Annotated in this window: 22 protein-coding genes and 1 pseudogene; 9 read left to right on the top strand and 14 right to left on the bottom strand. The window is 71.9% G+C overall.

Annotated features, from left to right (window positions below; all coding sequences use genetic code 11):
- Positions 1-6 precede the first annotated feature (6 nt).
- Positions 7-1,041 (bottom strand): acyl-CoA dehydrogenase family protein, encoded by a 1,035-nt coding sequence (locus ACZ45Z_RS01155; RefSeq protein WP_468354168.1) that lies wholly within the window; start codon positions 1,039-1,041, stop codon positions 7-9.
- Positions 1,042-1,163: 122 nt separating this feature from the next.
- Positions 1,164-2,333, bottom strand: coding sequence for an acyl-CoA dehydrogenase family protein (locus ACZ45Z_RS01160; protein WP_468354170.1), 1,170 nt, complete (start codon positions 2,331-2,333; stop codon positions 1,164-1,166).
- A gap of 63 nt (positions 2,334-2,396) precedes the next feature.
- Between ACZ45Z_RS01160 and ACZ45Z_RS01165 the strand changes: the two genes are divergently transcribed.
- From ACZ45Z_RS01165 to ACZ45Z_RS01175, 3 genes are all read left to right on the top strand, one after another.
- Entirely contained in the window at positions 2,397-3,200 is an 804-nt protein-coding gene (locus tag ACZ45Z_RS01165; protein ID WP_468354172.1) for an SDR family oxidoreductase, read from the top strand.
- Positions 3,201-3,234: 34 nt separating this feature from the next.
- Positions 3,235-3,849, top strand: coding sequence for a TetR/AcrR family transcriptional regulator (locus ACZ45Z_RS01170; protein WP_468354174.1), 615 nt, complete (start codon positions 3,235-3,237; stop codon positions 3,847-3,849).
- Between the two features lie 69 nt (positions 3,850-3,918).
- Entirely contained in the window at positions 3,919-5,097 is a 1,179-nt protein-coding gene (locus ACZ45Z_RS01175; RefSeq protein ID WP_468354176.1) for an acetyl-CoA C-acetyltransferase, read from the top strand.
- Positions 5,098-5,281: 184 nt separating this feature from the next.
- Here the strand turns inward: ACZ45Z_RS01175 and ACZ45Z_RS01180 are convergent, their stop codons facing one another.
- Positions 5,282-5,626: a hypothetical protein gene (locus ACZ45Z_RS01180; RefSeq protein ID WP_468354178.1), complete on the bottom strand. Its 345-nt coding sequence runs from the start codon at positions 5,624-5,626 to the stop codon at positions 5,282-5,284.
- A gap of 89 nt (positions 5,627-5,715) precedes the next feature.
- On the opposite strand from ACZ45Z_RS01180, the gene ACZ45Z_RS01185 reads away from it, so the two are divergent.
- Positions 5,716-6,387 (top strand): hypothetical protein, encoded by a 672-nt coding sequence (locus tag ACZ45Z_RS01185; RefSeq protein ID WP_468354180.1) that lies wholly within the window; start codon positions 5,716-5,718, stop codon positions 6,385-6,387.
- Positions 6,388-6,436: 49 nt separating this feature from the next.
- Here ACZ45Z_RS01185 and ACZ45Z_RS01190 read toward each other — a convergent pair whose 3' ends face one another.
- Together ACZ45Z_RS01190 and ACZ45Z_RS01195 are read right to left on the bottom strand one after the other, a co-directional pair.
- Complete coding sequence (locus ACZ45Z_RS01190; RefSeq protein WP_468355503.1) at positions 6,437-6,826, bottom strand: helix-turn-helix domain-containing protein; 390 nt, start codon at positions 6,824-6,826, stop codon at positions 6,437-6,439.
- Positions 6,827-6,882: 56 nt separating this feature from the next.
- Entirely contained in the window at positions 6,883-7,791 is a 909-nt protein-coding gene (locus ACZ45Z_RS01195; RefSeq protein WP_468354181.1) for an aldo/keto reductase, read from the bottom strand.
- A 73-nt stretch (positions 7,792-7,864) separates the two neighbouring features.
- Here ACZ45Z_RS01195 and ACZ45Z_RS01200 point away from each other — a divergent pair, with 73 nt between their 5' ends.
- Positions 7,865-8,857 (top strand): ArsR/SmtB family transcription factor, encoded by a 993-nt coding sequence (locus ACZ45Z_RS01200; protein WP_468355506.1) that lies wholly within the window; start codon positions 7,865-7,867, stop codon positions 8,855-8,857.
- A 175-nt stretch (positions 8,858-9,032) separates the two neighbouring features.
- Here ACZ45Z_RS01200 and ACZ45Z_RS01205 read toward each other — a convergent pair whose 3' ends face one another.
- The 5 genes and pseudogenes from ACZ45Z_RS01205 to ACZ45Z_RS01225 all read right to left on the bottom strand — a co-directional run bounded on the left by ACZ45Z_RS01205 (position 9,033) and on the right by ACZ45Z_RS01225 (position 13,391).
- Positions 9,033-9,353: a hypothetical protein gene (locus ACZ45Z_RS01205; RefSeq protein ID WP_468354183.1), complete on the bottom strand. Its 321-nt coding sequence runs from the start codon at positions 9,351-9,353 to the stop codon at positions 9,033-9,035.
- A gap of 252 nt (positions 9,354-9,605) precedes the next feature.
- Positions 9,606-10,685, bottom strand: coding sequence for an NAD(P)H-dependent flavin oxidoreductase (locus ACZ45Z_RS01210; RefSeq protein WP_468355509.1), 1,080 nt, complete (start codon positions 10,683-10,685; stop codon positions 9,606-9,608).
- A gap of 119 nt (positions 10,686-10,804) precedes the next feature.
- Complete coding sequence (locus ACZ45Z_RS01215; RefSeq protein WP_468355512.1) at positions 10,805-11,566, bottom strand: CoA-transferase subunit beta; 762 nt, start codon at positions 11,564-11,566, stop codon at positions 10,805-10,807.
- A 111-nt stretch (positions 11,567-11,677) separates the two neighbouring features.
- Positions 11,678-12,574: pseudogene (locus ACZ45Z_RS01220) on the bottom strand (CoA transferase subunit A); the annotation flags it as partial.
- Positions 12,575-12,626: 52 nt separating this feature from the next.
- Entirely contained in the window at positions 12,627-13,391 is a 765-nt protein-coding gene (locus tag ACZ45Z_RS01225; RefSeq protein ID WP_468354185.1) for an enoyl-CoA hydratase family protein, read from the bottom strand.
- 88 nt (positions 13,392-13,479) lie between these two features.
- Between ACZ45Z_RS01225 and ACZ45Z_RS01230 the strand changes: the two genes are divergently transcribed.
- Together ACZ45Z_RS01230 and ACZ45Z_RS01235 are read left to right on the top strand one after the other, a co-directional pair.
- Positions 13,480-14,463, top strand: coding sequence for an SDR family oxidoreductase (locus ACZ45Z_RS01230; RefSeq protein ID WP_468354187.1), 984 nt, complete (start codon positions 13,480-13,482; stop codon positions 14,461-14,463).
- Between the two features lie 394 nt (positions 14,464-14,857).
- Positions 14,858-15,778, top strand: coding sequence for an SDR family oxidoreductase (locus ACZ45Z_RS01235; RefSeq protein ID WP_468354189.1), 921 nt, complete (start codon positions 14,858-14,860; stop codon positions 15,776-15,778).
- Positions 15,779-15,969: 191 nt separating this feature from the next.
- On the opposite strand, the gene ACZ45Z_RS01240 is transcribed toward ACZ45Z_RS01235, so the two are convergent.
- Positions 15,970-16,791: a DeoR/GlpR family DNA-binding transcription regulator gene (locus tag ACZ45Z_RS01240; RefSeq protein WP_468354191.1), complete on the bottom strand. Its 822-nt coding sequence runs from the start codon at positions 16,789-16,791 to the stop codon at positions 15,970-15,972.
- A gap of 232 nt (positions 16,792-17,023) precedes the next feature.
- Between ACZ45Z_RS01240 and ACZ45Z_RS01245 the strand changes: the two genes are divergently transcribed.
- On the top strand, positions 17,024-17,533 hold the full coding sequence (locus tag ACZ45Z_RS01245) for a nuclear transport factor 2 family protein (protein WP_468354193.1): 510 nt from the start codon (positions 17,024-17,026) through the stop codon (positions 17,531-17,533).
- A 15-nt stretch (positions 17,534-17,548) separates the two neighbouring features.
- Here the strand turns inward: ACZ45Z_RS01245 and ACZ45Z_RS01250 are convergent, their stop codons facing one another.
- Both ACZ45Z_RS01250 and ACZ45Z_RS01255 read right to left on the bottom strand, forming a co-directional pair.
- Entirely contained in the window at positions 17,549-18,433 is an 885-nt protein-coding gene (locus ACZ45Z_RS01250) for a class II fructose-bisphosphate aldolase (protein WP_468354195.1), read from the bottom strand.
- Positions 18,434-18,485: 52 nt separating this feature from the next.
- Complete coding sequence (locus tag ACZ45Z_RS01255) at positions 18,486-19,391, bottom strand: SIS domain-containing protein (RefSeq protein ID WP_468354197.1); 906 nt, start codon at positions 19,389-19,391, stop codon at positions 18,486-18,488.
- Positions 19,392-19,641: 250 nt separating this feature from the next.
- On the opposite strand from ACZ45Z_RS01255, the gene ACZ45Z_RS01260 reads away from it, so the two are divergent.
- A complete protein-coding gene (locus ACZ45Z_RS01260) occupies positions 19,642-21,063 on the top strand; it encodes a sugar porter family MFS transporter (RefSeq protein ID WP_468354199.1) in 1,422 nt (473 codons plus the stop codon).
- A gap of 64 nt (positions 21,064-21,127) precedes the next feature.
- On the opposite strand, the gene ACZ45Z_RS01265 is transcribed toward ACZ45Z_RS01260, so the two are convergent.
- Positions 21,128-21,427 (bottom strand): YciI family protein, encoded by a 300-nt coding sequence (locus ACZ45Z_RS01265; RefSeq protein ID WP_468354200.1) that lies wholly within the window; start codon positions 21,425-21,427, stop codon positions 21,128-21,130.
- Positions 21,428-21,561 lie beyond the last annotated feature (134 nt).

Here is a 21,561-nt window from a genome sequence, read left to right on the forward strand (position 1 = left end):
ATTTTACTAGTGAAGGAATTGCTCGGGGAGGAACTGCTGGTCGAGGGCTCGCCCTGCCAGCACCCGCGCCCGGCAGGCGGACGGTGTGCCCCAGGCGCTCCGCAGCGCCCGCGCCTTGCCGATCCACAGCGACAGGTCCAGCTCCCGGGTGTAGCCCACCGCGCCGTGCAACTGGAGCGCCGCGCGCGCCGCCCCGTACGCGGCCTCGCCCGCCGCCGCCTTCGCCGCCGCCACCTCCCGCCCGGCCGCCCCGGCGTCCCCCGCCCTGAGGGCCAGCGCCGCCGCGAAGACCAGCGGCCGGGCGAACTCAAGGGCCAGCAGCGCGTCGGCCAGCCGGTGCTTGACCGCCTGGAAGGAGCCGATGGGCACGCCGAACTGCTCGCGCCGGCGCGCGTGGGCGACCGTGTCGGCCAGCAGCCGGCAGCCGACGCCGAGCGCCTGGGCGGCGGTCAGGAAGGCCGCGACGTCGGCGGCGTGCGCGGCGGCGGCCCGGACCGCGGGCCCGTTCGCCAGCACTTCGCCGCCGGGCCCGGGCCGCACGAGCCGCCGCGCCGGGTCCAGGGAGGGCTGGACCGGCCCGTGGTCGGTCACGCGCAGCAGCCGGGCACCGGTCACGGCGAACGTCACCTCGGCAGCCGCCGCGTCCAGGGCGTACGGCCCGTGGGCGTCATCCGCGTACGACACCATCCGGGCGCCGGCCGCGACGTGCGGCAGCCACCGGGCACCGAGCGCCGCGTCGCCCAGGCGCCCCAGCAGAGCCGCCGCGGCCACCGTCTCCACGACCGGCCCCGGCACCGCGTGCCGCCCCAACTCCACGAAGGCGACGGCCAGTTCCACGGGCAGGAAGCCCGATCCCGCGTACTCACGCGGGACCGCGAGCCCCCACACCCCGGCGTCCGCGAGCCGCCGCCACAGCTTCCTGCCCGGCCCGGTGTCGTCCACGGCCCAGGCCCGCACCGTGCCCGCCGGGTCCGCCGCGCCCAGCATCCGGTCGAGCGTCCGGCCGAACTCGCGCTGCTCGTCGTCCAGAAGAAAAGCCACCCGCCGCCGTCCTCTCCTCGTGCGCCGTCACCGCTGTTACCGACGTAGCCGTCGTCATCGCCGTCACCGACGTAGCCGTCGTCACCGCAGTCACCCGCGCCCCGGTTGTCCGGCCGCGCGCCTCACCGGCGGCCCTTCGGCAGGCCCAGCAGCCGCTCGGCGATGATGTCGCGCTGGATCTCGTTGGTGCCCGCGTAGATCGGCCCGGCCAGGGCGAAGGTCCAGCCCTCCGCCCAACCGCCGTGCTCCGGGGCCTCGCCGGCGTGACCGGCCAGCTCACCCCGCGCGCCCAGCAGGTCGAGCGCGGTCTCGTGCAGGGCCAGGTCCAGCTCCGACCAGAACACCTTGGTGAGGCTGGACTCCGCTCCGGCCGTGGCGCCCGCGGCGAGCCGCGCGGCGGTGGCGCGGGTGAACAGGTCGTAGGCGCGGGCGCCGATGACCGCGTCGGCGACCCGGTCGCGCAGCGCCGTATCGGCCGGATCGGCGCGCCGCCGCCACAGCGCCACGAGCCGGTCGGCGGCCGCCGTGAAGCGGCCCGGGCTGCGCAGCGTCAGCCCGCGCTCGTTGCCCGCCGTGCTCATCGCGACCCGCCATCCTTGGCCCGGCTCGCCGATCACGTCCTCGTCGGGGACGAAGACCCGGTCCAGGAAGATCTCGGCGAAGGCCGGCTTGCCGTCCAGCCGCCCGATGGGCCGTACGGTCACGCCCGGCGCCGCGAGGTCGAACATCACATACGTCAGTCCGTGGTGCGGACGGTCCGCGTCCGGATGGCTGCGGAACAGCCCGAACGCGCGATCGGCGAAGGCGGCCCGCGAGGACCACGTCTTCTGGCCGCTCAGCAGCCAGCCGCCCTCGGTCCGCTCGGCCGCCGCGCGCAACGACGCGAGATCGGAACCGGCTTCCGGCTCGGACCAGGCCTGCGCCCAGATGACCTCGCCGCGCGCCATCGGCGGGAGGACGCGGGCGAGTTGGGCGGGGGAGCCGTGCGCGAAAAGCGTCGGGGCGAGGAGGCTGATGCCGTTCTGGCCGACCCGGCCGGGCGCGTGCGCGGCATGGTAGGCGTCCTCGAAGAGCAGCCAGCGCGCGAGGGAGGCGCCCCGGCCGCCGTACTCCTCGGGCCAGGAGACCACCGACCAGCGGTCCGCGGCCAGGGTCCGCTCCCACTCCCGGTGGGCCGCGAACCCCTCCTCGGTCTCCAGGGAGGGCAGCGGCGTGGCGGGCACGTGCGCGGCCAGCCAGTCGCGTGCCCGCCGCCCGAACTCCTCGTCCCCCGGGGCGTGTTCGAGATCCACCGAGCCGTCCCTCCGGTCGCCTGACGGTTCCCTAACAAGTGTTTGGTAGGTTAGCGTACGGCCATGACGACCGAGAAGCCTTCGTACGTCCCCGGGCACGGGCTGCTGACCGGCCGGACGGCCGTCGTCACCGCCGCCGCGGGCGCGGGCATCGGCGGCGCCACCGCCCGCAAACTGCTGGAGGAGGGCGCGGACGTCGTCCTCTCCGACGCCCACACCCGCCGTCTGGAGCAAACCGCCGACCGGCTCGCCGAGGAGTTCGGCCCCCACCGCGTCGCCGCCCTGCCCTGCGACGTCACCGAGGAAACGCAGATCGCCGCGCTCCTCGACCTGGCCGAACAGCGGCACGGCCGGCTCGACATCCTCGTCAACAACGCCGGCCTCGGCGGCACCGCCGACCTCGTCGAGATGACCGACGACCAATGGGGCAAGGTCCTCGACGTCACCTTGGGCGGCACCTTCCGCTGCACCCGCGCCGCCCTGCGCCGGATGCGCGCCGCACCCGGCCGGGCCGCACGCGGGGGCGGCGTCATCGTCAACAACGCCTCGGTCACCGGCTGGCGGGCCCAGCGCGGCCAGGCCCACTACGCCGCCGCCAAGGCCGGAGTGATGGCGCTGACCCGCTGCGCCGCCGCCGAGGCCGCCGCCTACGGGGTCCGGGTCAACGCCGTCTCCCCGAGCCTGGCCATGCACCCCCACCTCGCCAAGGTCACCACCGAGGAACTGCTGAGCGAACTCACCGCCCGCGAGGCGTTCGGCCGCTACGCCGAACCCTGGGAGGTCGCCAACGTCATCGTCTTCCTGGCCAGCGACTACTCCTCCTACATGACCGGCGAGGTCGTCCCGGTCAGCAGCCAGCACGCCTGAGAGGCGGCCCCGACGGTGGAGCGACAATGGCCAGGTGCCAGCCAAGAAGAAGACGACGACCGTGAGCGCGTCCCCCGAGCGCCGCCGCGAACTGCTCGACATCGCGGCGGAGGTCTTCGCCGCCCACGGCTACAACGCCACCACCGTCCGCCGGATCGCGGACGAGGCCGGCATGCTCGCGGGCAGCCTCTATTACCACTTCGACTCCAAGGAATCGATGGTGGACGAGATCCTCTCCACCTTCCTCACCGAGCTCTGGGACGGCTACGACGCCGTACTCGCCGCCGGACTCGGCCCGAGGGAAACCATCGAAGCCCTGGTCACCGAGTCCTTCCGGGAGATCGACCGGCACCGGGCCGCCGTCGCGATCTACCAGAAGGAGTCCAAGCACCTCGCCGCCCAGCCCCGCTTCGGCTACCTCACCGCTTCCCAGCAGAAGTTCGAAAAAGCCTGGCTGGGCACCCTGGAACGCGGTGTGAGAGACGGCGTCTTCCGCGCCGACCTCGACGTCCGGCTCACCTACCGCTTCGTCCGCGACACCGTCTGGGTCGCGGCGAGCTGGTACCGGCCGGACGGCCACCACCGCCCCGAGGAGATCGCCCGCCAGTACCTGTCGATGGTCCTGGACGGCATCGCCGTACGGGAATAGGCGGGCCGGGCAGCGCACTCCCAGGAGCCCACCGGGAAAGACGCCCCCACCGACGTGAAGGAGCCAGCCATGACGTCCGCGCCCTACGAGCCACGCGAGGCATACCTCATCGACGCCCTGCGCACCCCGGTCGGCAAGCGCGGCGGCGGGCTCGCCGCCGTCCACCCGGCCGACCTCGGCGCCCATGTCCTGGGGGCGCTGATGGACCGTACGGATGTGGACCCCGCCGCCGTCGACGACGTCGTCTTCGGCTGCCTGGACACCGTCGGCCCGCAGGCTGGCGACATCGCCCGCACCGCCTGGCTGGCGGCCGGACTCCCCGAGGAGGTGCCCGGCGTCACCGTCGACCGGCAGTGCGGATCGTCGCAGCAGGCCGTGCACTTCGCCGCCCAAGGCGTGCTCTCCGGCACCCAGGATCTCGTCGTCGCCGGCGGCACCCAGAACATGTCGATGATCCCGATCGCCTTCGCCAGCCGGCAGGCCGCGGAACCGCTCGGCCTCACCGAGGGGCCGTTCGCCGGCAGCGAGGGCTGGCGCGCCCGCTACGGCGACAGCCCCGTCAACCAGTTCCACGGCGCCGAACTCATCGCCGAGAAGTGGGGGATCTCCCGCCACGCCATGGAGGAGTACGCCCTGCGCTCCCACCAGCGGGCGGTCCGAGCCATCGACGAGGGCCGCTTCACCCGCGAGATCGTGCCCTACGGCCAGGTCACCCAGGACGAGGGCCCGCGCCGCGACACCTCGCTGGAGAAGATGGCGGGCCTCAAGCCCCTCGTCGAGGGTGGCCGCCTGACCGCAGCCGTCTCCTCCCAGGTCTCCGACGGAGCCTCCGCGATACTGCTGGCCAGTGCGCGCGCGGTCCGCCGGCACGGCCTGACCCCACGCGCCCGGATCCACCACCTGTCCGTCCGTGGCGAGGACCCCCTGCGCATGCTCTCGGCCCCCATCCCCGCCACGGCCCACGCTTTGAAGAAGACCGGACTCACCCTCGACGCGATCGACCTGGTGGAGATCAACGAGGCGTTCGCGTCGGTCGTCCTCGCCTGGCTCGGGGAAACCGGCGCCGACCCCGAGAAGGTCAACGTCAACGGCGGCGCCATCGCCCTCGGCCACCCTCTCGGCGCGACCGGCACCAAGCTGATGACCACGCTGCTGCACGAACTCGAACGCACCGGGGGGCGCTACGGTCTCCAGACGATGTGCGAGGGCGGCGGCCAGGCCAACGTCACGATCATCGAACGGCTGTAGAGGGGAAGAGGTAGACGTAGATGTAGAGGCAGAGGCAGAGGCAGAGGCAGTTGTAGAGGCGATCGACCGGCTGCGGAGGAAGCTGTAGCGGCGGCTGTAGACGGCTGAAGAGGCCGTCGAACGGCTGTGGAGGCAGAGGGCGGCCGTGGTCAACGGCGACGCCCGCCGAGGGCGACCGGGGGAGTTACCGGCTCACCACGTCCCCGACCTCCATCACGGCGACGCCGGCGACGATCAGCGCGAACACCAGGCGGGTCGGCGCGCGCCGGGCGAGGACCGCCGCCGTCGCGGTGAGCACCGTCCCCGCCGCGTACAGCCAGGTCCAGGCGCCCACGTGGCCGCCGCCCGTGAGCCGGACCACGGTCAGGACCAGACCGGCGACGGCCAGCGCCGCCGCGATCACGGTGTGGATCACGCGCTTGCGCCGGTCGTCGCGGGCGGCTCCGGCCGCCAGCCCGGTCGCGCCCTGCCGCTGAAAGCCGGCCCGCAGTTGTCCGGCACGGGAGTCGGCGTCGCCGTATTCGCTCATGGGCGGCAACATTACGGCCACGGACCTACGGGCCACAGAGCGCGGGCCACCGCACGGCTGGGGGCGGCGAAACCGTAGACTGCGCGATCATGCCCATGCCACACATTCCGGCCGGCCCCACTCCCGGTCCCACGCCCACTCCCGGTCCCGCTCCCGACGCGATCGTCGTCCGAACCGGCCGCCGGGCGGCCGTGCGATCCCTCCCCATCTGCCTGGCGTTCCTCGCGTTGGGCCTGATCGGAGTCGTCGGACTGATCATGCTCGCCACCGGAACGGCCAAGGGCGACTTCTCCGTCAAGGGCCTGGCCGGGATCGTGATGATGCTCGTCTTCGGAGCCCTCGGCGTGCTTTTCGGCCTGCCGGTCTGGCAGGGCAGGAACGTGGCGGTCGTCGTCGACGCCCAGGGCGTCTGGCTGGACAACGGCAGGGCGCGCCAGATCATCCCCTGGGCCGTGCTGGCCGGCGTCGGCGTCCACTGGAGCCAGATGGGACGCCGGGTGAAGCAGTTCTCCATCGAGCTGTGCCCGAGCGGCCCCATCAACGACCGCGATCCGGTGCTGTGGGCGCTCGTCCGCGACGAGGACCCGATCGCCCCCGGCCTGCCCCGCCTGCGCTACCGCCTGCCGGTACCTCAGGGCAGCCAGGACAAGGTGACGACGGCGATCCGGCACCACGCGCCGCCGCACCTGTGGCTGGGCGAGGCCCAGCGCGAACCCGGCCACCTCGGCCGGCCCGACCTCAGCCGCCGACCCGGGCGCTGACGGCGTTCTCGCGCTAAGCGGTCGGCTCCGGAAGTCCTTCGGGAGTTGATCATGCTGTCAACGCAACTGAGGATTGTTCTGGGCGATCGGTGGCGTGCCGGTCGAGCCTGGCCAACAGATCGTCCAGGTCGGAGGTGGTGAACTTCCACTGGAATGGCTGTGCCGTGGCGTTGTGGCGGTTCTCGAAGTCCCGGAGCCGGTCCGAAGGTCCAGGAGCGTTGCTGCCCTTCTCGGCGAATCGGTCCCGCCAGGTGCGCACGGTGTCCACGTGCACTCCCACCCCAAGCGCGATCCGCGCGTTGGGCCTGCCCCGAGCCGCCAGGAGCACGATCCGTGACCGGATCCTGGTCTGGTGCGGGGTCTTGTGAGCGTAGGCCGCCTTCTTCAGTCGTTGTCGCTCGGAGGCGCGCAGGACTATCGGGCGGGCGGGCGGCGACAGGCAAGGCGGACAAGCCGATCAGAGGAAGCGGATCACGGCACCGTACGGGCTCTTGTTCATGCTGTTTCGTGGTGGAGACGGTCCAGGACGCCGGCTTCGTCCTCGGACAGGCGCAGAGAGCCGACGGCGACGTTCTGGGCGAGGTGGTCGGGGTCGCCGGTGCCGGGGATGGCCAGGACGTGGGGGCCCTGGTGCAGGGTCCACGCCAGCCGGATCTGGGCTGTGCTCACGCCGTGGGCGCGGGCGATGGTGTGCACCTGCGGGCTGTGGTCGGCGGTCGCGCCCCCTTCGCGTCCGGTGCCGGCGATCGAGTAGAACGGCACGAACGCGATGCGTTGTTCACCGCAGATGTCCAGGAACTCCTTCTGCTCGGGTGATGCGCCGATGCCGTACATGTTCTGGACGCAGACCACGGGCGCGATGGCCTGGGCCTCGGCGAGGTGGTGGGGACGGACATTGGACAGGCCCAGGTGACGGATGAGTCCGGCTTCGCGCAGTTCGGCGAGTGCGCCGAAGCGTTCGGCGAGGGAATCGGTGCCGACGATGCGCAGGTTCACCACGTCGAGGTGGTCGCGGCCGAGCTGGCGCAGGTTCTCCTCGACCTGGCCGCGCAGTTGCTCGGGGGTGGCGTGCGGCATCCACTGCCCCGAGGGATCGCGGCCCGGTCCGACCTTGGTGGTGATGACGAGGTCGTCCGGGTAGGGGGCCAGTGCCCGGTTGATCAGCTCGTTGGCGGAGCGCAGCGGCGAGAAGTAGAACGCGGCGGTGTCGATGTGGTTCACGCCGAGCTCGATTGCGCGGCGCAGCACACCGACTGCCTGGTCGCGGTCGCGTGGGACGGCATCGGCGGCGAACGCCTCGCCGTGCTGCGCCAGGCGCATGGCGCCGAAACCGATCCGGTTGACGGTGCGGTCGCCGAGCTTCCAGGTGCCCGATGCCGCCGCGGTGATCGTCTGTGAGGTCATGGCGAGATGATCTACGCACGGTAGGCTGACGCGCCATGGATTCACGCATGCCTGAATCCATTGAGGAGCGTTCATCGTGGCGGAGCTGGCGTTCTCGGCGAGCGATCTGGCGCAAGTGCGGTTCGCCGTCTCACCGATGTGGGAGGTCGCGGCCAGCTTCCGGCTACTGAGGTCCGACACCACGCATCCCATCCACTGGGCCTGGGCCGACCAGGTACGGCCGCGCCTGGTGGCCGCCGGACTGGACCGGGGCTGGCTCTGCGAGCTGATCCCGCCCACCGCCGGCTACGTCCCCGACTTCCTCAACCCGGCCCCCGCCACACCGGCCCCCACACCCGAGGCGGAGTGGGATGCGATCCGAGCCTCGCCCGCCGACCGAGTACGCCAGGACCTCGACCACCTGGCCCACCACCAGGGGAATCTCGGCCCCCGGCTGCGGACCCTGCACACCGACCCGCAGAACTGCCTGGCCAAGGTCACGCAAGAGATCGAAACGTACTGGGAGCTGGCACTCGCCCCCTACTGGGACCGGATCCGGGCGGTGCTGGACGCCGACATCCTCTACCGGGCCCGCATGGTTGCCGAGCACGGCGCGGGCCGCCTCTTCAACGACCTGCACACCTCCGTGAGCTGGGACGACAACGCGCTGCGGATGGCCCGTCGAAAGCAGCCACTGACCCGCAGCACGGCGGGCACAGGACTGCTGCTGATCCCCTCGGCCTTCACCGGACCGGGACTGCGTACCCGCACCACACTGCCGGACCCACCGCAACTCGCCTATCCGGCACGCGGCGTCGGCTCCCTATGGACGGCGCGGCCCGCCCCCCGGGCCGACGCCCTCGCCGCTGTACTGGGCCGCTCGCGGACGCGGCTGCTGACTGAACTGGAGACCCCGGCCTCCACCACACAATTGGCCCGCCGAACCGGGCTCTCCCCGGCCGGGGTATCCCAATACCTCACCGCGCTACGCAAGGCCGGCCTGGTAAGCGCCCACCGCACCGGCCGCTCCGTCCTCTACGCCCGCACCACCGCCGCCGAAACCCTCCTCAACGCCGCATCCACCTGACACTCGGTCACCCCCCGAAGAACTTCCGGAGCTGACCACTAAGCGGTGTCCTCGCGCTACGCGGTGTCCTCGCGCTACGCGGTGTCCTCGCGCTAAGCGGCGTTCTCGCGCTACGCGGTGTCCTCCCGGCCGGCGGTGGTCTCCCGGCAGACCGGCGTTCCGGGCAGACCGGGTGCTACTGCCGGGGCGGGTGCTCCCGGCAGACGGTGTTCTTGACGTAGAGGGCCCGCGGACCCTGGACCGTGCCGTAGCGCACGTCCTTCGTCGCGCCCTTCGTGAGGCGGCCCTGCGGGTCCTTGTGATGCGGGATCACGATGGTGAAGCACGCGGTGCGCCTGGAGCACAGGTTGGTCAGCCGCACATAGCGCCGGTGGTCCTTGTCGAAGAACTTGCGCACCTTGACGCAGTGCGGCGCCCCGCCCGCAGCCGCGGCGTCCGCGGCCGTGGTCAGCGTCAGCGACGCGCCGCACGCGACCGCCGCCAGAACTGTGGCCATGATCTTCCGCACGAAATCTCTCCCCCGGTCGGAACTCCTCCTGCGAAGGCCGGCCCGGCCCTCGCACGAACATTCCCATTCTCCATGCGCGGGGTGCGGAAAACAGCCCCGGGTGCGCATGTGGTGGCACCGGCGGTCCGCCGATGCTCCGAGTGCAGGTCACGGGCGCCGGAGAGGGAGGGCGCCGGAGAGCGAGGGCATCGGAGAGGGAGGCATCGGAGAGCGAGGGCATCGGAGAGAGGCCAACCCGCGCTACCCCGTCACCGGGCGCGGGGAGCCGTCGCCCCGCGCTCCCGGGAGCCGCGCCAGCGTCTCGTACGCCTCCGCCATGATCCGCTCCACCAGTTCCGCGCACGACGGCAGATCCTCGATCAGCCCGGCGACCTGGCCGGCGGCCATCACGCCCCGATCCGGCCGGCCCTCGACCATCGCGGCCCGCAGCATCATCGGCGTGTTCGCGGCCATGAGGACCTGGCTCCAGCTCAGCTCCCTGCCGTGCCGCATCGCCAGCCCGTCGCGCACCAGCCGAGGCCAGCCCGTCCGGGACTGCCTGCGCAGCGCCGCCGCGTGCCGGACCGCGCGCACCAGGGACGCCGCCCGCCCGCTCCGCTCCAGCGCGTCGACCAGCGGCGTACGCAGCATCCGGTGCGGCAGCCCGTCCACCTTCGACGTGACCGTGACGTCCTTCACCGACGCCGCCAGATAGCGCTCCTTGACCGCGTCCGGCACGGTGCTGTCCGAGGTCAGCAGGAACCGCGTCCCCATCGCCACCCCGCACGCGCCGAACGCCAGCGCGGCGACCAGACCCCGGCCGTCGCGAAAACCGCCGGCCGCGATCACGGGGATGCCGACCGCGTCCACGACCTGCGGCAGCAGCACGCTCGTCGCCACCTCCCCGGTGTGCCCGCCGCCCTCACCGCCCTGGACGAGTACGGCGTCCGCGCCCCAGGCCGCCACCTTCTCGGCGTGCCGCCGCGCCCCGACCGACGGGATCACGACGACCCCCGCGTCCTTGAGCCGCGCGATCAGCTCCCGCGACGGCGCCAGCGCGAAGGAGGCGACCTTCACCCCCTCCTCGATGATCACCCGCACCCGGTCCCCGGCGTCCCCGGCGTCGGCACGCAGATTGACGCCGAACGGCGCGTCCGTACGCGAAGCGACCTCCCGTACGGCCGCCCGCAGCTCGGGAACCGACATCGTCGCGGACGCCAGGATGCCCAGCGCCCCGGCGTTGGCGGTGGCGGAGACCAGCCGCGGCCCGGCCACCCACCCCATCCCCGTCTGGACGAGCGGATGCCGAACGCCCACCAGCTCGGTGAGGGCGGTGCGCAGCGGAGGGGGCGCGGGGGCGGGGATTCGGTCGTCGGTCGGGCCCGGGGTGCGGTCGCCGGTCGCGTCCTCCGTTCGGTCCTTGGTTCGGTCCTCGGTCACGTCGTCCGTCCGGTCGTCGGTCACGTCGTCCGCACCTCGCGCTCGCGCGTGCCCATCGGATCGATCACCTCGCGGATCAGCCGCAGCTCCTCCACCGTCGGCTCCCGCGTCAGCGGCACCTCCGAGCCCACCGTCAGCGCGAACCCGGTGGCCTCACGCACCTGCCCCACGGACACCCCGGGGTGCAGCGAGCGCAACCGCATCGAATGGTCCGGCGTCGCGAAATCGAAGACGCCCAGATCGCTGATGACCTCCCGGATGTCGTGATAGCGGGTCGCGGACGGCCCTGCCGCGGCGGCCCGGTCGTAACCGACGCCGCACACCATGTCCACCCGCTCGACGAACGTCCGCCGGGAATGCCGCGGAACCCAGTAACTCGTCGGATTGTTCACGGTGTTGGCGGGCGCGCCCCGCACGCCTAGCAACTGCCGGTCCGGACGGGACCAGTCGCCGACGCAGGAGATGTTCTGGTTGCCGAACCGGTCGATCTGGCTCGCGCCCATCATGACGTGCCGACGCCCGGTGGCCACCAGTGCCAGATGCCGGCGGTACGGCAACCAGCCCTCGATCACCTCGGCGCGCGCACCGACCGCGGGGACGTCGCCGATCAGCAGCGCCTCGCCGTCGGTCAGCAGCAGATCGGGCGCGAAGGTCAGCCGGGCCAGGCGCGCACCGATCGAGGGCACCGTCCCCATGGGACTGGCGAGGACCTCACCCGCCCCACGCCACGCCTCCGCACAGGCCACCACGCAGTATTCGGCCCGGGTGGGAGGCCCCGCCACCCCCGAACCTCCCCGCGCACGGCCCGGCGCCCTCTGCCCCTCCGCGTCCTCCTCCTCGTGCCGCGCGTCCTCGTGCCTCGCGTCCCCGTGCCGCGCCTCGTCGTGCCGCGCCTCGTCGTGAAAGGCCGCGACCGCCGCCCGGTAGTCCCGCTCGTCCCCCGAAAGGAAGCGTTCGGCGAAGGCCGCCCACTCCTCCGGCCGCGCGGCCGCCACCGCGTACGCCTTCTGGAAAGCCTCGTCGCGCCCGTAATCCGGATCGCAGGCCGTGAAGTGCGCACCGTTCGGCGCCTCCACCACCCCGCTGACGAACGGCCGCTTGACCAGCAAGCTCCGCGGGCCGCCCGCCGACATCAACTCGGCGCCGTCCACCACCCGTTCGCAGGACACATACGCGGCGTCGGCGGCCTCGCAGAAGAGATCGTCGAAGTACGGATCGGCGCCCAGGTATTGGCCGTTGCCCCGCGCGTCCGCCCGGTGCAGATGGACCAGCGCCGCGTCCAGCCGCAGCGCCGGCACCGCGACCAGTTCCTCCCCGTCCACGTACGGCGAAGTCACCGTCCGCAGGTGGGGATTGACCCGCAGGACGTCGGAACCGAGGCCGGCGCGGACCGGCAGGAACGGCAGCCGTTGGCCGGCCGCGACCAGCCCCCACAGGAACATCGCCTCGTCGAGCTCGGTGAGTTCCAGGGTGCCGTGCTGCCGGGCGGCGCGGAAGTGCGGTTCGAGGGGGATCGAGTCGAGGGTCGCGAAGGGGGCGATCAGGTGCCGGACCTTGCCTGCGGCGGCCAGCAGGCCGACGTCCGGACCGCCGTACGCGACGACCGTCAGATCGGTCAGATCGGACCGCAGCAGGGCGCGCACCAGCGCCATCGGCTTACGACGAGACCCCCAGCCGCCGATGCCGATCGTCATCCCACTCGCCAGCCGCCCCACGACCGCGTCCGCGCTCATGACCTTGTCGCTCGCGGCATGGCTCGCCGCGTCGCCCGCATCGCTCGTGTTCTTCATGGTGCCCAACTCCCTTCTCAACTTCCTTCTCAGCTCCCTCTCAATTCCCTTCTCAACTTCCTTCCTCCGCATCGGAATGGGTCTTGAAGGCGGCCCGTTTCCGGTCGGCGACGCCGCTGAGGTTCGCCTCGAAGGTGAAGCCCTGCTCGAAGCGGTAGCTGCGGCGTACGTCCACCGGGTCGATGCCGTTGATGGCGGCCTTGGCCAGCCGGAGCAAGTACCCGTCCTTCGCCGCGATTTCCCCTGCCAGCGCCAGGGCCGCGTCCAGCACGTCCTCGCCCGGCACCACCTCCCACACCGACCCGTGCCGCTGGAGCTCGCGGGCGGTGACGGTGCGCGAGGTGTAGTAGAGCGTGCGCATCAGGTGCGGTGGTACGAGGCGGGCGAGATGGGTCGCCGCGCCCAGCGCGCCACGATCCAGCTCCGGCAGCCCGAACGTCGCGTCCTCGCTCGCCACGATCGCGTCCGCGTTGCCGACCAGCCCGATGCCGCCCCCCAGACAGAACCCCCGGACGGCGGCGACCACCGGCACCTCGCAGTCGTACACCGCCGCGAACGCCTCATAGCAGCCCCGGTTGGCGCCGATCAGCGCGGAATGCCCCGGAGTCCGCCGCATCTCCTTGATGTCGACGCCCGCGTTGAATCCGCGCCCGGCGGCGGCGAGCACCACACACCGGACGCCGGGATCCCGGCCGGCGCTCCGCACGGCCTCGGCCAGGTCGAACCAGCCTTGTACGGGAAGGGCGTTGACCGGCGGAAAGTCGACGGTGACGACGGCGATCGCGCCCGCGCCGTGGTGCGAGGTGGAGACACCCATGAGCAGATCAGCTACCTTCCCACCAAACGTTTGTTAGGTGCTGTGAGGGAGAAGGTAGCAGCGCGGCGCGCGCTGCGGGAGGTGTCGCATGGCGCTCACCATCGATCTGACCGGCCGGGTCGCGGTCGTCACAGGCGGCACGCGCGGCGTCGGCGCGGGGATCACCACGACCCTGCTCGCCGCCGGAGCGGAGGTCATCGCCTGCGCGCGCAGACCCCCTGACCGGTCGTTGGAAGCGGCGGGCCGTACCGCCCACTACGCGGAAGCGGACCTGCGCGACCCGACGGCGGCCGGCCGACTCCTCCGCCGGATACGCGCCACACACGGGCGCCTGGACCTCCTCGTCAACAACGCCGGCGGCACCCCCTACCGCCTCCTCGCCGACTCCACGCCCCAACAAGCCTCCCGCGTCCTGGAGTTGAACCTGACCGTGCCCCTGACCGCGTCACTCGCAGCCCGTGAGGTGATGGCCGACCAGGAATCCGGCGGCTCCATCATCATGATCGGCAGCGTCAGCGCCACCCGCGCCTCACCGGGCACCGCCGCCTACGGTGCCGCCAAGGCCGGACTGGCCAACCTCGCCCGCTCCATGGCCGTCGAATGGGCCCCGCAAATCCGCGTCAACACCCTCACCCTCGGTATGGTCCACACCGAGCTCTCCCACCTCCACTACGGCGACGAAGTCGGCCTCGCCGCCGTCGCCCGCACCGTCCCCCTCGGCCGACTGGCCGCCCCCACCGAGATCGGCGATGCCTGCGCCTTCCTGGCCTCCGACCTCGCCGCCTACATCACCGGCGCCAGCCTCCTGGTCCACGGCGGAGGCGAACGCCCGGCCTTCCTGGCCGCGGCGACCGTGGACCGGGGGGCGGGGCGCGGCGCGGCCTCCGACGGCGGCGCGGCTCCTGACGGAGGCGCGGTTCCCGATGGCGGCGCGGCTCCCGACGGAGGCGCGATCCCCTACGGCGGCGTGGTGCCCGATAGCGGTGCGGTTTCCGACGGCGGCGTGGTCGGAGGCCGGGGGATGGGAAGCCGGGGGGCTGGGGAGCGTGGGGTTGGCGGTCGGGGAGCGTGACGTTGGGGAGGGTACGGCTGGGGGCGCGGCCGAGGAGCGGGGCCCTGGGCGCTCGGCCTAGGAGCGCGGCCGGGGTGAGCGGCGTCGTGACTGAGCCGCACCTGCGCCTCCGGGTCAACCCACTCGCTTGCCCCTTTCCCCCCCGGGCTCGCATGGACGACGCACGTGCGCCACCACACCGCGCGCATCCTCGCCACCCCACCAGGCGTTCCCCGTGGACCACCTGCACCACCTGCACCACCTGCAACACGCACCACGTGCACCGTCCGCCACTTTCTGCACCCCTGCACCGCCTGCCCTCTCTGCGTGTGCACCCCGCACCCCTCCTCCCCCTCACTCACCTCCCTCCCTCCCTCTCACCTCCCTCCCTCAACTGACGATTGGAGAACACCGGATGCCCGAATCGACCGGAATCTGCGACGGGCGCGTGGTCATCGTGACCGGCGCGGGGCGCGGACTGGGACGCGCGCATGCCCTCGCCCTCGCCGCCGAGGGCGCCCGCGTGGTCGTCAACGACCTCGGCGTGGGACTGGACGGCGGGGGAAGCGGCGATGCCCCCGCCGACCGAGTGGTCGCGGAAATCCGGGCTGCGGGCGGCGAAGCCATCGCGCACCGGGATGACATCGCCACCTCCCACGGCGCCGCCTCCCTCATCACCACGGCCCTCGACACCTACGGCCGACTCGACACCCTGGTCAACAACGCCGGTTTTCTCCGCGACCGGATGCTCGTCAACCTGGAGGAGGACGAGTGGGACGCCGTGCTACGGGTCCATCTCAAAGGCCACTTCCTGCCGCTCAAACACGCCGCGATGCACTGGCGCGCGAAGGCGAAGGAGGGCCGCACACCGCAGGCCCGGGTCATCAACACGACCTCCGGAGCCGGCCTGGCGGGCAGCGTCGGACAGGGCAACTACTCCGCCGCCAAGGCCGGAATCATCGGCCTGACGCTGGTTGCCGCAGCAGAGATGGGCCGCTACGGGGTTCAGGTCAACGCCATTGCACCGGCCGCCCGCACCCGCATGACCGAGCGGACGTTCGCCGAGACCATGGCCGCCCCGACGGCCGGCGGCTTCGACTCGATGGCGCCCGAGAACGTCTCGCCCCTCGTCGTCTGGCTCGGCTCCGCCGCGTCCGAGGGCGTCACGGGCCGGGTGTTCGAAGCGGAGGGCGGCCGGATCACCGTCATGGAGGGCTGGCGCCCGGGTCCCACGCTCGACAAGGGCGCCCGCTGGACCCCGTCCGAGGCCGGCGCCACCGCCCGCCAACTGCTGGCCGGCGCCGCGACCCCGCAGCCGGTCTACGGTGCGCGATAACACGCGCCCGACGGTCGGCCGCGTCGTCCCCCGTAGCCCCTACCACCGCCCCGGCCCTCCGGGCGGCCCCCGGCGGCGCGCCCGTGGGCTCCCGGGCGCGGCCGATCAGGCAACGCTGGCGGACCAGGAGCGCTGGCAGATCAGGAACGCTCGCCGATCAGGAGCGCTGGCAGATCAGGAACGCTCGCCGATCAGGAACGTTGACTGTCGGCCGGGACGGTCGACGGGCGTGCCGTCACCACGCGCAGCCCCCGGTCCGCGAATTCCCGCCGGGTCGCCTCCGTCGCACCGCTGTCCGTGATGAAGGTGTCGAAGACGTCCGCGTCACCGACCCGGGCGAAGCAACGGGCGCCGATCTTCGACGAATCCGCGACCACCACCGCACGCCGGGCACGCTCCGCCATGAGGCGATTGACCCGAGCCTCCGCCTCGTCGTGCACCGTGGCCCCCATCACCGGATCCATCCCATTGGCCCCGATGAACGCGATGTCCACGGAGATCTGCTGAAGCACCAACTCACTGAACGGGCCGACCAGTTCGAACGACCGCGAGTGCGCCACCCCGCCCGTGAGCACGATCTTGATCTGCGGTCGTACGGCCAGCTCATTGGCGATGTTGAGGGAGTTGGTGACGATCGTCAGATGCGGCTGCGGCCCCGCCTCGGCGAAGTCCGGGCGGGTGGCGAGTACCCGGGCGATCGCCGTGGTCGTCGTCCCCCCGCTCAGCCCGACCACATCCCCCCGCTCGACCAGCTTCGCTGCCGCCCTCGCCACCGCCTCCTTCTCCTCGGACCGATGGGCGTGCTTGTAGCGAATCGGCAGGTCGTACGCCACCGAGCTGAGCACCGCCCCGCCCCGGGTACGGGTCAGCAACTGCTGCTCGGCGAGGGCATCCATGTCACGCCGCATCGTCGCGGCCGAGACCTCCAGCTCGGTCGCCGCCTCCTCGACCTCCACCCGGCCCCGCTCCCCGAGCAGCTCAAGCAGTGCGTTCATCCGTTCATGGCGCTTCATAGCGCGAGCCTAATTCGTTTCCACCTCACCCCGCGTCGTCACCCAGCACCACCCCATCCCCACACCCACCCCCCACTCCGGCCCGGGGCTGGGGCCGGGTCCGCGCCCGGGCCGTTGGGCGCCGCGTCTTCCGCACGCTTACCTCGGAGGTAATCGCCCCCAGCCGTCGACCTCCGAAGAATGAGCTTCGCCCGTGTCACCCCGACGCGTACCTCGGACCGGAGGCCCTGCCATGCCCACCCCCCTCACTCCCACCCGTGCGACCGCTCCCCTCGCTGCAACCACTCCCACCGCTCCGACCACCCCCGCCGCACCCGTGGCCACGCGCGCCGTAGTGGAGGACTTGCTGCGCCGGATCGGCGAGGGCGTTCCGGAGCACATCGGCGAGCTGTACGCCGAGCGCGGCGACTGGAAACTGGACTGGCCGGAGGCCGAGCACGGCCGCGCCGCCACGCCCTGGATCCGCCATCGCTCCACCCGCGCCGACGCCGTCGCCCACTACCGCGAACTCGCCGAGTACCACGTCCCCGGGAAGGCGGCGACCGAGATAGAGCGCATCCTCGTCGACGGAAGCGACGCGATCGTGCTCGGCGAGATCCGCCAGACGGCCCGGCCCACCCAACGCGCCTACCGCGCCCGCTTCGCCCTCCATCTCACGGTCGAAGACGGCCTCATCACCCGACACCACGTCTACGAGGACAGCCTCGCCGTCGCCCGGGCCTTCGACCCGGAGGGCCAGTGAGCGGCTTCCGTCCCGCTACCCGGCAGCCGGCGTGGCCTGTGCCGCGTACTGGGCCGGGACCGCCGCCGGGGTGCCCAGCACGTCGAGGAGTCTCGCCGCCTCCTCGGCTACCGCCTCCCGCGCCGGCTTGACGTACTTGCGGGAGTCGACGAGCGCCGGGTTGGCGGTCAGCGTCTCGCGTATCGAGTGGGTGAAGACGGAGACCAGATGGGTGGAGATATTGATCTTCGTCATGCCGGCGGCGATGGCGCGACGCAGCTCGTCGTCCGGCACCCCTGAGGAGCCGTGCAACACCAGGGGCACCGGCAGCGTTTCGCGCAAGGCCGCGATCAGGTCCTTGTCCAGCACGGCCGTCCGCTCCCGCATCGCGTGCGAGGAACCCACGGCCACCGCGAGCGCGTCCACTCCGGTGCTACGGACAAAGGTGAGGGCCTCGTCCGGGTCGGTACGCACTCCAGGGGCGTGCACGCCGTCCTTGCCCCCGACCTCGCCCAGTTCCGCCTCGACGTAGATGTCACGCTCGTGACACCAGGCCGTCAGCTCGGCGGTGGCCCGGACGTTCTCTTCATAGGGGAGCGCGGAGGCGTCCACCATCACCGATCCGACTCCGGCGGCGACGCCCTGGTGGACCAGGGACGCGTCGGTGATGTGGTCGAGGTGGACCGCGATGCGGGCTGAGGATTCCTCGGCGAGGGCGAGGGTGGCGCGGGTGAGGGGCAGGAGGCTGCCGTGATAGCGGACGCAGTTCTCGCTGAGCTGCAGGATGAGGGGGATGCCGGTGCGCTCGGCGGCGGTGACGAGCGCCTCGGCCGTTTCGAGGTGGATGACGTTGAAGGCCGCGGCGCCGGCCCGGGCTTCTCGCGCGGCGTCGACGATTGACGCGGTGGGAACGAGGGGCATGGGATCTTGACTCCCTTGCGGTTCGGGCGGGTTGAGGTCGTGGGAGCGGGGGCTACGGCGCGGCAGGCGCCCCGAGCATCACCGAACGGGTCAGGCTGCGGGGGTTGTCCGGGTCCAGACCACGGGCGCGGGCCCGCTCCAGCGCCACCCGCTGCACCAGCACCAGGTCGGCGAGCGGATCGCGCGCGTGGCACACGAAGCGCGCACCGGTGCGTGCCACATCCGCTTCCAGTCCCTCGGGAGCCGGCCCGAACGTCCAGGTCACCCGGCCGGGCGCGGCTATCGCGATCGGGCCGTGGCGGTATTCCATCGCCGGGTAGGACTCCGTCCAACTCTGGGACGCCTCCCGCATCTTCAACGCCGCCTCGTTGGCCAGGCCGAACGTCCAGCCCGTGCCGAGGAAGGAGAACTGCTCGGCATCCACCCACTCCTGCTCCACCGGCGCCGACAGGGCCTCCTGCGCGTCGCCCACGGCGCGTGAGACGTCCTCGCCCAGGTGCGCCCGCAGCAGCGTCAGAGCGGTGGTCGCGAAACGCGTCTGCACGACGGACTTCTCGTCCGCGAAGGGCAGCGCGACGATCTCGTCGGACATCGCGACCGCCGGCGTCTCCACATCCCCGAGGATCGTCACCGTCGGGATGCGTCCCTTGACGGCGTCCAGAACGCGCAGCACCTCGGTGGTGGTGCCCGAGCGAGTGATCGCCACGACCGCGTCATAGCCGCGCGCGCCGCCGAGGAACGCCTCGGAGGCGGCGAACGGGTCCGTGACACCGAGTCCGGCGCTTTCGCGCAGTGCCGCGTAGGACTGCGCCATGAACCACGAGGTGCCGCATCCGACAACGGCGACGCGCGCCCCCGGCTTGGGCAGCGGACCGTCCGCCCCGGCGATGCGGGCGGCCTCCCGCCAGGTCTCCGGCTGGCTGCGCAGCTCCCGCTCCATATGTGTGGTCCCGCTCATGGCACGCCTCCCGCGATGTGATGCGTATTGATGCACTTTTCTGCTTCGCTGCGGTCGACTGTACGCAACTTCGCGCAGGCGATCCATCCCTCGCGAGAGTGTATGAATCAGAGAAGAGGGGAGGAGGCTGGGAGATCTGCTGTTGACAGTTGCGCGAATGACGCCGAATACTCGCAAGATCAGTCATGGACGCATGCGTCACGCGTCATGCGCCATGCAGCAAGGCCGCTCCGCCGACAAAGGACTCCCCATGTCCATTGCCACGCTCTCCGCGACGCCTCCGTCGCCGCCACCCCAGACCTCGCGCCGCACCGGCAGACTGTTCGCGCTCACCGGCGCCGTCGTCGGCGTCATCTACGGCTACGACACCGGCAGCATCTCCGGCGCCTTGGTCTTCCTGAGCCGCGACTTCCACCTCACCGAGACGGAAAAGGGCCTGGTCAACAGCGTTCTGGTTTTCGGATCCATCATGGGTGCGCTCATCGGGGGCAAGCTCGCGGACGCGCTCGGCCGCAAGGCCGCCATGCTGATCGTCGCCGGGTCCTACGCCGTCTTCGTCGCGCTCTCCGCGCTCGCGCCCAACGTCGTCGTCCTCGACGCGGTCCGCTTCCTGCTCGGCATCGCCATCGGCATCTCGATCGTGGCCGCCCCGCTCTACATCGCCGAATCCACCCCCGCGCGCATCCGCGGCGCTTCCGTCGCCGCCTACCAGGTGGCGACGGTCGCGGGCATCGCGGTCACGTACTTCGTCAACTGGGGTCTGTCCGGCGGCGGCCACTGGCGCTGGATGCTCGGTCTCTCCGCCGTTCCCGCGGCCCTCGTCCTCATCCCGCTGTGCCGGCTGCCCGACACCCCCCGCTGGTACGTGCTCAAGGGCCGGACGGAACGCGCGGTCGAGGTCATGGCGACGACCGACCCGGATGTCGACGCGCGCGCGGAGGTCGCGGCGGTGCGGGCCGCCCTCGCCGAGGAGCGCGGCGGATCCTCCCGCGCCCTGCTGCACAAGCCGTACGTGCGCGCCACGCTCTTCGTCGTCGGCCTCGGCTTCTTCTGCCAAATCACCGGCATCAACGCGGTGACCTACTACAGCCCGCAGATCTTCGAGGAGATGGGGTTCACCGGCGACGGGCAGAGCTTCCTGCTCCCGGCGTTCGTCCAGCTCGCCTCACTGGCCGCGACCGTCCTGGCCATCCTCATCATCGACCGGCTCGGCCGCCGGGTGGTGCTGCTCTCCGGCATCGGCACGATGGTCATGATGCTCGCCGTGCTGACCGCCGTCTTCGGAGCGGGCGAACTGGGCGGCGTCACCCTCTGGGTGGGTTTCGGCGCGATCCTGCTGTTCACCGCGGCGTTCAACTTCGGGTTCGGCTCGTTGATCTGGGTCTACGCGAGCGAGGCGTTCCCGGCGCAGCTCCGGTCGACCGGCGCCTCGATGATGCTCACGGCCGACCTGGTGGCCAATCTCCTGATCGCCCAGTTCTTCCCGTCACTGATGGCCTGGGCGGGCGCCACCTGGACGTTCGCGGCCCTCGGAGCCCTGGCACTCGGCGCGCTGCTCTTCGCCGCCGTCACCGCACCCGAGACGAAGGGACGCCACCTGGAGGAGATCCAGGGCTATTGGCGCAACGGAGGCCGCTGGCCCACCCCGGCGCCCACGGAGAGCGCCCCGTAGGCGGGCCAGGGGAGTGGCGCTCAGGCCGCCGGTGAGCCGGCAGCCCGAGCGGTCCGCCGGTGTCTCAGGGGCGCGGCTGCTCCCGGTACTCCTCCAGCGGCGGTGCCGTCGTGGTCGCCGCGAACTCGGTGATCCGGTAGGAGCAGACCCCGGCGACGGTGAACGGGTCCTGGGCCACGAGCCGCTCGACGGCCGGCCGGTCCAGCCCGCGCGCCAGGATGACACCGCCGTCACGCGGCACCTTGCGGCCGGCGGCGATGAAATACCCGGCGGCATACCCCTCGTTCACCCAGGCGACATGGTCCTCAAGGGCGGCGTCGACGCTTTCGATGGGCGCGGTGTAGGTCAGCTCCAGTACAAACATAAAGGCAATATAAAGGAGCCGTCCCGTGCGGCCGATCCGGCCTGCCGACCCAGAACGCGCAGGCCAGAGCCGGGTGGCGGACCGTAAGAGTGTCACGAAGGCGCCAGGGGAGGGCTGGGCGACCGCGATGTGGA

The organism is Streptomyces sp. NPDC031210, from assembly GCF_055570395.1.